The organism is Pedomonas sp. (assembly GCF_036515995.1).
Lineage (GTDB): Bacteria > Pseudomonadota > Alphaproteobacteria > Sphingomonadales > Sphingomonadaceae > Pedomonas.
Genome location: NZ_DATBUP010000044.1, coordinates 1 through 12471 on the forward strand (window position 1 = coordinate 1; position 12471 = coordinate 12471).

A 12471-nucleotide genomic window follows, 5' to 3' on the forward strand; every position below is an offset into this window, starting at 1 on the left:
CTCCGGCTCTCAGATCGACGTGAAGGGCTGCTCCTACGCCGTGGGCGGCAACCAGATGGCCCGCACCTCCGACTTCCAGATGGCGGTCAGCGGCGGCTACACCCAGCGCGATCTGTTCGAGGGCGTGGATGGCTACCTGCGGGCCGACTACAGCTTCCAGAGCAGCAAATACTCCACCTCGCTCAACCTGCAGGAGCAGGGCTCGATCGAGCTGGTGAACGTGCGCGCAGGCCTTACCTTCGGCGGCGCGGACGTGTCGCTCTGGGTGAAAAACCTGTTCGACAGCAAGTACAACGCCCGCGCGACGGTGGTCGGCTCGGTGGCGGACGGCTCGCCGCTCTCCGGCATCACCTATACCCGCCTCTATCCGGGTGAGCGCCGCACCTGGGGCCTGACCGCCTCCTACCGTTTCTAAGGCCGCAGAGCGTCACCCGCTGAACGGAAATTATAGGCTCAAAAAACAAAGACGAGGCAAACATGGCTAACACTTACCTGTCGCACGATAATGTTGACGACCTCGGGCGGATGGTCACCGCACTTCTGACCGAACTGTGGATCGCCCGTGACCGTGTGGCCGTTCTCGAACGCATTCTCGAGGACAAGGGCGTGCTGAACCCGGACGAGGTAAACAACTACGTCCCGACGCCGGAGTTCGAGGCGAGCCTTGAGAAACTGCGCGACCGGATGGCAGGCAATGTCATCGGTGCGCCGCTGGCCGCGCGCGAGCGGAGCGTTGACGAGATCCTGGCGCGGGCAGGCATGGCTCGGCCCAAGCCGGACTCGGCGACCAACTGACAAGGGGGGAAGGCCGGCGGAGGATTCTTCCGTCGGCCATGCCATGGGCCGGCGCGTGATCGTGCCGGCCTTTTTTGTGCCCGCGCGCGTCGTGAGTTCAGGGAGCCCTGTCGTCCGAGAGCGTTTGCTGCGCCAGTTCCCGGAACATGGCGATGAGCGTGCTGACGGCAGGGGTCTGAACTAGGTCGGGCCGGTAGATCAGGCCGCCGTCCGGCGAACTGGCCGGGCTGTGCTCCACGTCCAGCCGCTCTACCCGGCCGGCAAAGGTGGGGGCCCTGGCCACCGCGTCCGGCAGAATGGTCAGGCAGTCCGTATTCTCCACCATGTTCACCACCAGTGGAAGTGAGCCGCACTGGAGCTGGCGCATCGGCGCCATCAGACCGTGGTCGGCGAAGAACTCGGTGAAGGTCGAACGCAGCGAGGAGCTGCCCGCCAGCACCCACTCGGCCTCCGCCAACTGGGCGACGCTCACCTGTCCTTGGCCCACGAGCGGATGGCCGGTGCGCACGTAGGTGCCGCAGCGCATGGAGAACAGCTTTTCATAGACGAGGCGGCTGTCGCGGTGCTCGGGCACGAACAAGGCGAAGGCGAAATCCAGCTGCTCGTCGACGATCCGGGCGCTGATCTCGGGGTCGGAGCCAGAGACGACCGTCACGTCGATCGTACGGTGTTCCCGGCTGAAGCGGGAAAGCGCCTCGGCCGCCACCGTATGGTCGAACACGCTGTGCAGCCCCACCTCGACGCGTCCGGTCTTCAGTGACTTGTAAGACAGCATTTCGTTGATGGCCCGAGCGCGGGCGTTCCAGATGCCCTGTGCACGGGGCAGGAACTTCTCGCCATATTCGGTGAGGGAGACGCCCTTGGCCACCCGCTTGAACAGGGGCAAGCCGAGCAGGTCTTCCAGCGTGCGGATGCTGCGGCTGACGCCGGACTGGGAAAGGTTCAGCTCGGCAGCAGCCTTGCCCACGCTGCCCAGCCGCGCCGTCACCAGAAAATGGTGCAAATGCTGCATTTCCATACGCCGCTCCGATACACCGCAAGCCTGCCACCCAAAGAGATGACAAATTCTCATGGATTATGGATTTAATCCAGTTTGAATGTGCGTTTTTTGTCATCCTATCCTGCAGACAGGCGGCCAGAGAGCCGTTGGGATGAAAAGGCGATTTGGGAGGCAGTCCCGCTATGACATTCTTCACGAAATCCGCGCCGCAGGGAGCCGGCGCTCCGGTCGGCCTCACCCAGCACGGCCGCGCCGGCATGCAGATGCTCGGATCGATCCAGAAATTCTCCTCCAGCCAGCTGCGCACGCGGGCGCGCGAGAACTTCTTTGCCAAGGCCGAAGGCAAGGCGCTCGCCGAAGAGCACGCCGACGGCCCGCAGGATCGCGACGCCATTCTCCGGCGGCTGAAGGACGCCAAGGCCGTGGCCTATGCAGACAGCGTGTTCCGGCTGGAGCGATTCTTCCAGCGCTATGTGGCCGAGGAGAATTTCAACCGCGGTATTCCGGCCATCGAAGAGCGCCGCGAGTATTTCGAGACCTTCGCTAAGGCGCTGCCGGAGAACCCGATCGGTTCGCTCGAGCTCGCGCCGGATCTGGACGTGCCCGCCTATCAGGCCCGGACCGAATGGCACCTGGAGCCGGGCGGCTGGGACGGCTACGATCTCTACGGCCCGCTGTTTGCCTTTGCCGTCGGTCCGCACGTGTTTCGCCACGGCGGCTATGCGGCGGTGGGCGCAGGTGCGGACATCACCCAGCAGCGCCTCGATGTGATCCGCCAGCTACCGCGCGAGACATACAAGCGGGTCTACGAGCCCGGCTGCGGTGGCGTCTCCACCCTGCGCGCCGTGCATACCGTTCACCCCGAGGCGGAGCTGGCCGGATGCGACCTGTCTCCGCTCCTGCTGAAGAACGGCCACATGCTGGCCGAGCGCATGGGGATCAAGATCGCCCTCAAGCAGCGTGACGCCACGGCAACCGGCGAGCCGGACCAGAGCGTGGACGCGGTCGTCACCTACGCGCTGCATCACGAGCTGCCGCCGAAGGAAAACGCCAAGCTGTTCCAGGAGATGTACCGCATTCTGAAGCCGGGCGGCGACATTGTTCTCAGCGACCCGCCGCCGTTCCGGGCGGTGGACATCTTCCATGCCGTCATTCTGGAGTGGGACACCGACCATCGGGAAGAGCCGTTCTTCACCGTCTCCTGCCTTGCCGACTGGGGCGAGGAGCTGAAGAAAGCCGGCTTTATCGATGTGGAGAGCTTTGCGCTCGGAGATGGCAGCTATCCGTGGGTGACGCGGGCGCGCAAGCCTGAGGCTGGAGACGCCCGCACCACCTGAGGCGCGAGGCCCGAGAAAGGCCTTGGATTGCCGAGCCTGACAAAAGCCGCGCCGGAACAACCGGCGCGGCTTTTCTCGTTTCCGGCCGAAGGCGTTCTGCCGTACCGCAGGTTGGTTTCATACTCGCGGCACGGGTGCGCCGGATCAATCCTTCAGGACAAAAATCAAGCCGCTATTTCCTGCAATCAAACGTCCGGCATCCCGAATAACCGTTGAATGGAAGGCTAACTGGTATGTTTCATGGGCGCAACAGATCTTGATTTCCGCCACCTTTGGACAAGATATACCAACCAAATTCTGGCTCCGGTGCGATTCGCTCTAAAACGAAATCATGCGGGCAGCGCGGCAATCACTTCGATGCCGCCCGCAATGGTTGCGTTCCGCTTGGAGGTTTGGAATAAGGGCTGATCCGAACAGAGTAGCAAATTGGAACCTGCGTGAAGACTCCCGTTATCGACCGAAGGTTCGACCCACTGCTTTACGGCATTATCGCGCTGCTGATGGTCGTGCCCTTCATCATCGACCTCATGGTGCCCCTGGGTGCCGCAGTCTGGATGCTTTACCTCATGCCCGTGACGCTGGCGTACATGGGCACACGGCAGCAGCTGCCGCTCATCCTGGCGACCATCGTGACCGTTTTGCTGCCCATCGGCTATGTTCTCAGCCCTCCGGGTGGCGTGGGCGGCGCGCTTGCGCAGCTCAACCGTGTGCTGGCAGGCATTGTCATCTGGATCATCGCGGCGGGCGGCACCGTCTCGATCCGCAACCGGCTGTCGGTGCGCCGGGAGGAGTGGCTGCAGGCGGGTGAGCTGGGCGTCGCCATGAACGTGAACGGCGAGCAGCGGCTGGATCAGCTGGGCCGGAACGTGCTGACCTACCTTGCAGAGTATCTGGGGGCGCAGGCAGGGGCGATCTATTTCCGCAACGGCGAGGGCTTTCGCCTGACCGCAACCTATGGCGCGCCCCTGAATGCGCCCATTCCCGAGCGCTTCCTGCCGGGAGACGGCCTGCTCGGTCAGGCGGTCATGAACAAGCGCAGCTTCGTGCTGCACGAGGTGCCGGACAACTATCTCTACTTCGGATCAGGGCTGGGTCAGGCGAAGCCGCGCCACATGATGATTGCCGTGGCAAAGGTGGACGGCGAGGTCGGGGCGGTGCTGGAGCTGGGCTTCATCGACGACATAGATCCCACCTGGGTCGAGCTTCTCGACCGGGTATCGGAAGCCGTCGGGATAGCGGTCCGCTCGGCGGAATACCGGGTGCGCCTTCAGGAGCTGCTGGAGGAAACCCAGCAGCAGGCCGAGGAACTGCAGGTCCAGAGCGAAGAGCTGCGGGCGACCAACGAGGAGCTGGAGGCCCAGAGCCGGGCGCTGCGCGAATCCCAGTCCCGGCTCGAGGTGCAGCAGTCCGAGCTCGAGGAGACCAACGTCCAGCTGGAAGAGCAGACCCAGGCTCTCGAGGCGCAGCGGGACGATCTCGACCGGGCCCGCTCCGTCCTGGAAGAGCAGGCACGCGAGCTCGAGCGGGCCAGCCGCTACAAGTCCGAATTCCTCGCCAACATGTCTCACGAGCTGCGCACGCCGCTCAACTCGCTCCTCATCATGGCGCGGCTGCTGGCCGAGAACCGGGGCGGCAATCTTGTGGCAGAGCAAGTGAAGTTCGCCCAGACGATCGAGACCTCGGGCAACGACCTTCTGGTCTTGATCAACGATATTCTGGATATCTCCAAGATCGAGGCAGGGCATCTGGAGCTGCACGTGCGGCAGGTGCGCATCGCCCCGCTGATGGCCAAGCTGAAGTCGGCGTTCGAGGCGAGCGCGTCGGCAAAGGGGCTGAGGTTCGGTGTCGAGATCGAGCCCGGCCTTCCCGCGGAAGTGGAGACCGACCCCCAGCGGCTGGAGCAGGTTCTGCGCAACTTCCTCTCCAACGCCGTCAAGTTCACGGAAAAGGGCGAGGTGGTGCTGCGAGCGCGGCGCACCGTGGATGGACGCCTGATGTTCTCGGTGAAGGACACCGGCGTCGGCATCGCGCCTGAGCAGCAGAGCATCATCTTCGAGGCGTTCCGTCAGGCGGACGGCACCATCAGCCGCAAGTACGGCGGCACGGGGCTTGGCCTGTCCATCTCGCGCGAACTGGCGCGACTGCTGGGCGGCAACATCAAGGTTGAAAGCGCGGAAGGCGAGGGCAGCGTCTTCAGCCTGATCCTGCCTGAGGCCTTCGAGGGCGAGGTTGACGTGGCGCCGCCGTCGGTCGCGCCGGAGCGCGCGCGGATCGACAGGTCTGCCGCGGCGCGCAGCCCGGCGCCAGAGACCCGTCAGCGCCGTGACGGTCTCGAGGACGACCGCGAGCGCCTGACCGGCGACAGCCGGGTCATCCTCGTCGTCGAGGACGACCCGACATTCGCGCGGGTGCTTTACGATCTGGCCCATGAGGCGGGCTTTGCCTGCCTTGTGGCCGAAACGGCGGACGAAGGCGTGCTGATGGCACGGCAGTATCTGCCGATGGCTGTCATTCTCGACATCGGCCTGCCGGATCACACCGGTCTCACCGTGCTGGACCGGCTGAAGCGGGACATGCACACGCGCCACATTCCGGTGCACGTGGTCTCGGCGAACGATTACTCCCACGCGGCCCGGGCTTATGGCGCTGCGGGTCACACGCTCAAGCCGGTCAAGCGCGAAGAGCTGCTCCGCGTGCTGGAAGGACTGGAGACGCAGTTGCCGCAGCGCATGCGCCGGGTGCTGATCGTGGAGGACGACAGTACCCAGCTGGAAAGCCTGATGCACCTGCTGGGCACACGGGACGTGGAGACCGTTCTTGCCCGCTCGGCGGCGGAGTGCCTCGAGCACCTGGGCGCCGGCATCTACGACTGCATGGTGCTGGACCTCAACCTGCCGGACCGCTCCGGATTGGATCTCCTGGAAAAGCTCAGTCAGGACGAGACGGTGAGCTTCCCGCCGGTGATCGTCTACACCGGCAAGGAGCTGTCGGCGGATGAGGAGCTGCGCCTGCGCAAATACTCCAAGTCCATCATCATCAAGGGCGCGCGCTCGCCCGAGCGCCTGCTGGACGAGGTGACGCTGTTCCTGCATCAAGTCGTCTCGGAGCTGCCCGAGCCGCAGCGCAACCTGGTGGTCAAGTCTCTCAGCCGCGATGCCGCTCTCGAGGGGCGGCACATCCTGGTGGTGGAAGACGACATCCGCAACGTTTATGCGCTGACCAGCATTTTCGAGCCGCACGGGGCGGTGGTCAGGATCGCCCGCAACGGGCATGAGGCGTTGCGCGCGCTGGAAGAGGCAGGCCGATCGGGCGGCCGCGCCATCGATCTGGTGCTCATGGACATCATGATGCCGGAAATGGATGGACTGACCGCCATGCGCGAGATCAGGCGGCGGGCAGAGTGGAAATCCCTGCCCATCATCGCGCTGACGGCCAAGGCGATGGCGCACGATCAGGAGCAGTGCCTTGAGGCCGGCGCCAATGATTACCTGGCCAAGCCGCTGGACGTGGACAAGCTGCTGTCCCTCGTGCGCGTGTGGATGCCCCGATGACGCCGGTGTCTCGTCAGGAGGAGGTCGACGAGATCGAGCTGGAGCTGCTCCTGGAGGCGGTCTGGCGTCGCTACCGCTATGACTTCCGCAACTATGCCCGCAGCACGCTCAAGCGCCGGCTGGAGCGGGCGCAGCACCGGCTCGGTTGCGTCACTCTCTCCCAACTGCAGCACCGCCTGCTGCACGAGCCCGGCATTTTTCAGGAGGTGCTGGGCTTCCTGACCATTCAGGTCAGCGAGATGTTCCGCGATCCCGCCTATTTCCGGGCGCTGCGCGAAACAGTGGTGCCGCACCTGAAAACCTTTCCCTCCCTCAAGGTGTGGATCGCCGGCTGCGCCAACGGCGAGGAGTTCTACTCGCTCGCCATTCTTTTCCGGGAGGAGGGGCTGGAAGATCGCACGATCTTCTATGCCACCGACATCAGCCCGGTGGCCTTGCGCAAGGCGGAAGCCGGAATCTATGATCTGGACCGCATTCCCCAGTTCACCGAGAATCATCGCCGCTCCGGCGGGAAGTCGTCCCTGTCAGACTATTACACGGCAGCTTACGGTGCGGCGGTTTTCGACAAATCCCTGCGCTCTCGCGTGGTGTTCGCCGAGCACAGCCTGGTCTCCGACGCGGTGTTCGCCGAAGTGCAGCTGGTGTCCTGCCGCAACGTGCTGATCTATTTCGAGCGCGATCTGCAGGACCGCGCGCTGACCCTGTTCCGGGATTCGCTCGTCCATGGCGGCTTTCTGGGTCTTGGTATGAAGGAAAGCCTGAATTTTTCCCGGGTCGGTGACAATTTCACCGAATTTGCGCGCCCCGAGCGCATTTATCGACGTGCCGCCCCATACCCTGTCCGGAAGGAGTTCGACCCTGATGTCCGATGATACGGTCAAATTCATTCTGGTAGACGATATTGAGGAGAATCTCCTTGCTCTGGAGGCGCTCCTGCGGCGCGATGGGCTGGAAATGCTCAAGGCCCGCTCGGGGCACGAGGCACTGGAGTTGCTGCTTCAGCACGACGTGGCACTGGCGCTGCTGGACGTGCAGATGCCCGGCATGGACGGTTTTGAACTGGCGGAACTGATGCGCGGCATCGAGCGCACCCGCCAGATCCCGATCATCTTCCTCACGGCCATGGCAACGAACGAGTACCGCCGCTTCCGGGGCTACGAGGCGGGCGCCGTGGACTATCTGCTCAAGCCGCTCGATCCGCAGATCCTCAAGAGCAAGGCCAACATCTTCTTCGAGCTGGGCCGCCAGCGGCAGGAGCTGGCGCGCCAGCGCGACGCGCTGAGCTCGACCGCAAGCGCGCTCGCCGGTGTTCTGTCCCGCCTCCAAGCGTACAGCGACAACTCACCACTCGCCATTGTGGAGGTGGATCAGGATTTCCGGCTGGTCTCCTGGTCGAACAGCGCCGAGCGCATGTTCGGCTGGCGGGCCGAGGAGGTCGTCGGCAAATGCATGAACGAGTTTGACTGGGTGCACCCGGCTGGCCGCGATGCATTCCGCGCGCTGGTGGCGGACTTGCGTGATGCGCGGCCAGTGGATGGCGTGCCGTGCTACAAGACCTTCCGCAAGGACGGCGAGGTGCTGGACTGCGAATGGTACGGCTCGGCGCTGCGTGATCAGAACGGACGGCTGACCTCGGTCAACTGGCAGATCCTTGACGTGACCGAGCGTGCCCGTGCCGAGGAAACCCAGCGGCTGCTGATCGGCGAGCTGAACCACCGGGTAAAGAATACGCTGGCCACGGTGCAGGCCATCGCCACCCAGACCCTGCGCCACACCGACAGCCCCGCCGATTTTTCCAAGGCTTTCATGGGGCGCATTCAGGCGCTGGCACGCGCCCATTCCCTGCTCAGCAGCACCACGTGGCGGGGGGCTGATCTGGCGGAGCTGGTCCAGAACCAGTTGCAGCTGGGGCTTATTGACGCCGCGCGCCTGTCCGTCAGCGGACCGAGCCTCGATTTTGCGCCGGACATCGCCCTGCATCTGGCGCTGGTGCTGCATGAGCTGGCAACCAATGCGCACAAGTACGGCGCGTTCGCAGCGCCCGAGGGCCGGGTGCAGCTGGAGTGGGAGCAGCGGGGGCAGGAGATGCACCTGCGCTGGCAGGAGTCGGGCGTGCCGCAGTTTGAGCCGCCGTTGCGCTCCGGCTTCGGCACCACGCTGATCGAGCGCAGCCTGAAGGCGATGAGCGGGTCCGCCAAGGTCTCTTATGGGCAGGACGGCATCTGCTGGCAACTGTGCCTGCCGGTGCCCGGCCTACCTAAAGGCGAGCCGGAGCCGCAGGCCCCGCCTGCTGCATCAGCATCTGTGGCCGCAATATCAGCCGGGCCGGACGCGGCCGAGATGGCAAGCGCCGGATCTGTGACGGCCGATAGCGGCGGCCAGGGGCGCGCTACGGCCAGCGCCGCCCGACCGGGCGGACTTGCAGGCAAGCGCTTCCTCGTCATCGAGGACGAGCCGTTGGTGGTGCTGGAGATCGCCAACCTGCTGGAAGACGCGGGCGCAGAGGTGGCGGGTCTGGCCAGCTCGACCGAGGAGGCGATCCAGCTGATCGAGACTTCGGTTCCGGACGGGGCCCTGCTCGATGCCAACCTCCACGGTGAGGTGGTAGACGATATCGCAGCGGAGCTGACCCGCAGAAAGGTGCCGTTCCTGTTCGTCAGCGGCTACGGGCGGGAGAATTTGCCGCGCGACTTCGGTCACGTGCCGGTGGTGGGCAAGCCGTTCGTTCCGGACGCGCTGCTCGAGGCGATCGGGCGTCTCGGCCTTGCGGACGATGGCGCCCGGCTGCCCAAGCAGGGCGGGATTCAAGGCGCCATTCAAGGGGGTGTCCGCCCTGGGCGCGTGGCCTGCCTCTGACCCCGAGATTTTAAGCTGCTGTGATCAGTCAGGGCTGCAATGAAGAGCGGAAAGCGGGTTTCTGTTGTCTGATTATTCGCCGGGGATCTTGGTCTCTGAAGTGGTCCGCATCTGCCCGCCAAGGCGCCTTGCAGCGCCGAAATGAGGTTTCTGGCTAGGTTGGCAGCCCTGAATGTTAAAAACCTCTCAATGGGCGTTATATCCCCTGTTTCGTCAATTTCGTCTTTTTGGCGAACGAGCGGCTGCATGAACCCATATCCTGCGATTTGGCTGCGGACATTCAGGCTATCCGATCGAATAGCCAAGGCTGCCGGCTCGGCCATTTCGCTGGGGTCTGCCAGCCTGGGGTTATCTGAAACTCCACCGATGCCGACCATGATGTCGTGCCAGTACTCGTCGTTGTCATCTCAATGGAGTGGGGTCGACCAGAGCATTGCGCGTGCCACAGGCGAGGCTGCGGAAAACAACAAATTTCCAAGCAAGTCATATCAACTTTATGTGAGCCGTTCCTACGTCGCTGCAGGCGCATCAGCGCCCGCGTCCATTGGTGGGACACGGAGTACGGGCCATGCGTTCTAGGGGCCGAGTGCCCCCGGCCTCTTGAAAACGCACGGCCGAGGCCGCAATTGCTTGTAACAGAACAGGAACGTCCACCCGCCCAGCCAAGGGAGGCCACCATTACCGACGCCATCGACAATCCGCTGCTGCAAGATGCGGACCTGCCTGCCTTTGCCGATATCCGCGCCGAGCATGTCGGCCCGGCCATCGATGCGGTCCTGAAGGATCATGCCGCCGCCATCGACGCCATTACCGCCCCCGGCACGCCCCGCACGTTCGAGGCGGTGTTGACGGCCAAGGAGCGGGCCGATTTTGCCATCAGCCGCGCGTGGGCCCCGGTTTCGCACCTGCATAGCGTGGCTGACACGCCGGAGCTGCGCGAGGCCTACGGCGAGGCCCAGCCCAAGCTGACCGCCCACTTTCTGGAGGTGGGCCAGAACCGCGACCTCTATGCCGCCATCCGCGCCGTGGCGGAGATGGGCAGCCTGAACTCCCTGTCTCCCGCCGCGCGGCAGCTGGTGGAGCACAGCTTGCGCGACTTTCGCCTCTCAGGCGTCGCGCTGGAGGAGCCGGAGCGCACCCGCTTCCGCGAGATCGGCGTCGAGCTGAGCAAGCTGTCGACCGAGTTCGCCAACGCCGTGCTGGACGCCACCGAGGCATGGTCGGAGCACATCACCGACGAGGCTGCCCTTGAGGGTCTGCCCGCATCCGAGAAGGGCGTGCTGGCCGCCTACGCCAAGGCCAAGGAGAAGGACGGCTGGCTGGTCACGCTGCACCAGCCGAGCGTCAACGCCATCCTGACCTACGCGAACGACCGCAGCCTGCGCCAGCGGGTCTACCATGCCTACAACACCCGCGCCTCCGAGGTCGGCCCCAACGCCGGCACGTTCGACAACAGCGCGAGGATCGAGCGCATCGTCGCGCTGCGCCACGAGGCGGCCCGGCTGCTCGGCTTCTCCAGCAGCGCTGCGCTGTCGCTGGAGCCCAAGATGGCGCGCACCCCGCAGGAGGTGATCGACTTCCTGCGGGATCTGGCCGCCAAGGCCCGCCCGGTCGCCCAGAAGGATCTGGATGAACTGCGCGCCTTTGCCGCCAGCGAGCTCGGCATCGAGGATCTTCAGCCGTGGGACGTCGGCTATGCCTCCGAGAAGCTGCGCCTCGCCCGCTACGCGGTGAACGAGGAGCAGATCAAGCCGTACTTCCCGCTGCCGCGTGTGCTCGATGGCACCTTTGCCCTGTTCGAGCAGCTGTTCGGGATCCGGCTGGAGAAGCGGGAGAACGTGGAGACCTGGCACCCGGACGCCGCCTACTACGAGCTGGTGAACCCGCAGGGCGATGCCTTTGCGGGCATCTACATCGACCTGTTCGCCCGCTCGGGCAAGCGCGGCGGGGCATGGATGGGCGTGTGCCGCTCCCGCTTCCGGGATGCGGACAAGCTGCACCTGCCGGTGGCGTACCTGACCTGCAACTTCGCGCCGCCAACGGCCGACACGCCCGCGCTGCTCACCCATCGCGACGTGCTGACCCTGCTGCACGAATTCGGCCACGCGCTGCACCACCTGCTGACCGAGGTGGACCTGCCGTCCGTCGGCGGCATCACCGGCTTCGAGTGGGACGCAGTGGAGCTGCCCAGCCAGCTGATGGAGAACTTCGCGTGGGACAAGCAGGCGCTCGGCCTGCTCTCCGGACATTACCAGACCCAGGAGCCGCTGCCGGACGAGCTTCTGGAAAAGATGCTGGCGGCGCGCCGCTTCCAGGCGGGCATGTTCCTGGTGCGTCAGCTGGAGTTCGGCCTGTTCGATCTGCGCCTGCACCTTGAATATGCGCCTGAAAAGCCGGTGCGCCCGCTCGACGTCCTGAACGAAGTGCGCCAGGAGGTGGCGGTCATCCACCCGCCTGAATGGCACCGCTTCCCGCATGCCTTCACCCACGTCTTCGCGGGCGGCTATGCGGCGGGCTACTACAGCTACCTGTGGGCCGAGCTTCTCTCCGCCGATGCCTTCGAGCGGTTCGAGGAAACCGGCGTGCTCAGCGCCGAGACCGGCCTGGCCTTCCGCGAGCACATTCTCGCCAAGGGTGCGTCCCGCCCGGCGCTTGACAGCTTCATCGCCTTCCGAGGGCGCGAGCCCAAGCCCGAGGCGCTGCTGCGGTCCTATGGCCTGAGTGTATGATTGGCTGGTTTTGCAGGAGGGTCTTAACCCTCCTGCATCTCCTGTTCCTTTTTCAGGATGAAACCGGTCGCTCGGTCGGCCCGCATTCTTCAGCAGTTGCATAAAAAAGGGACGCACCCGGCCATACTGTGGTGCGTCCGTTTTTTACTTTCAGCACGCGCGGGTAACACGGCCCGGAAAATAAAAATGGAAGTGCAGAGGTT

The 12471-nt window shown here is 64.6% G+C and carries 7 protein-coding genes and 1 pseudogene; 7 read left to right on the plus strand and 1 reads right to left on the minus strand.

Going from position 1 to position 12471, the window contains the following annotated elements:
* Together VIG90_RS03610 and VIG90_RS03615 are read left to right on the plus strand one after the other, a co-directional pair.
* A pseudogene (locus tag VIG90_RS03610) lies at window positions 1-415 on the plus strand (hypothetical protein); the annotation flags it as partial.
* Between the two features lie 62 nt (window positions 416-477).
* Window positions 478-795: a hypothetical protein gene (locus tag VIG90_RS03615; protein WP_331592076.1), complete on the plus strand. Its 318-nt coding sequence runs from the start codon at window positions 478-480 to the stop codon at window positions 793-795.
* A 97-nt stretch (window positions 796-892) separates the two neighbouring features.
* On the opposite strand, the gene VIG90_RS03620 is transcribed toward VIG90_RS03615, so the two are convergent.
* On the minus strand, window positions 893-1813 hold the full coding sequence (locus VIG90_RS03620; protein ID WP_331592077.1) for a LysR family transcriptional regulator: 921 nt from the start codon (window positions 1811-1813) through the stop codon (window positions 893-895).
* Window positions 1814-1977: 164 nt separating this feature from the next.
* Here VIG90_RS03620 and VIG90_RS03625 point away from each other — a divergent pair, with 164 nt between their 5' ends.
* The 5 genes from VIG90_RS03625 to VIG90_RS03645 all read left to right on the plus strand — a co-directional run bounded on the left by VIG90_RS03625 (window position 1978) and on the right by VIG90_RS03645 (window position 12268).
* Complete coding sequence (locus tag VIG90_RS03625; RefSeq protein WP_331592078.1) at window positions 1978-3132, plus strand: class I SAM-dependent methyltransferase; 1155 nt, start codon at window positions 1978-1980, stop codon at window positions 3130-3132.
* A 500-nt stretch (window positions 3133-3632) separates the two neighbouring features.
* Window positions 3633-6683 carry a response regulator gene (locus VIG90_RS03630; RefSeq protein WP_331592113.1) on the plus strand — a complete coding sequence of 1017 codons (3051 nt, stop codon included), beginning with the start codon at window positions 3633-3635 and terminating at the stop codon, window positions 6681-6683.
* Window positions 6680-7555, plus strand: coding sequence for a CheR family methyltransferase (locus tag VIG90_RS03635; RefSeq protein WP_331592079.1), 876 nt, complete (start codon window positions 6680-6682; stop codon window positions 7553-7555). The genes VIG90_RS03630 and VIG90_RS03635 overlap by 4 nt, the downstream gene beginning before the upstream one ends.
* Window positions 7545-9539, plus strand: coding sequence for a response regulator (locus VIG90_RS03640; protein ID WP_331592080.1), 1995 nt, complete (start codon window positions 7545-7547; stop codon window positions 9537-9539). Before VIG90_RS03635 ends, VIG90_RS03640 begins: the two co-directional genes overlap by 11 nt.
* A 677-nt stretch (window positions 9540-10216) precedes the next feature.
* Window positions 10217-12268 (plus strand): M3 family metallopeptidase, encoded by a 2052-nt coding sequence (locus tag VIG90_RS03645; protein WP_331592114.1) that lies wholly within the window; start codon window positions 10217-10219, stop codon window positions 12266-12268.
* The last annotated feature ends 203 nt before the right edge of the window (window positions 12269-12471 follow it).

Coding starts and splice junctions, on each gene's coding strand:
- VIG90_RS03620 (WP_331592077.1), bottom strand. CDS start 1,813: ATGGAAATGCAGCATTTGCACCATTTTCTGGTGACGGCGCGGCTGGGC.
- VIG90_RS03615 (WP_331592076.1), top strand. CDS start 478: ATGGCTAACACTTACCTGTCGCACGATAATGTTGACGACCTCGGGCGG.
- VIG90_RS03635 (WP_331592079.1), top strand. CDS start 6,680: ATGACGCCGGTGTCTCGTCAGGAGGAGGTCGACGAGATCGAGCTGGAG.
- VIG90_RS03625 (WP_331592078.1), top strand. CDS start 1,978: ATGACATTCTTCACGAAATCCGCGCCGCAGGGAGCCGGCGCTCCGGTC.
- VIG90_RS03630 (WP_331592113.1), top strand. CDS start 3,633: ATGGTCGTGCCCTTCATCATCGACCTCATGGTGCCCCTGGGTGCCGCA.
- VIG90_RS03640 (WP_331592080.1), top strand. CDS start 7,545: ATGTCCGATGATACGGTCAAATTCATTCTGGTAGACGATATTGAGGAG.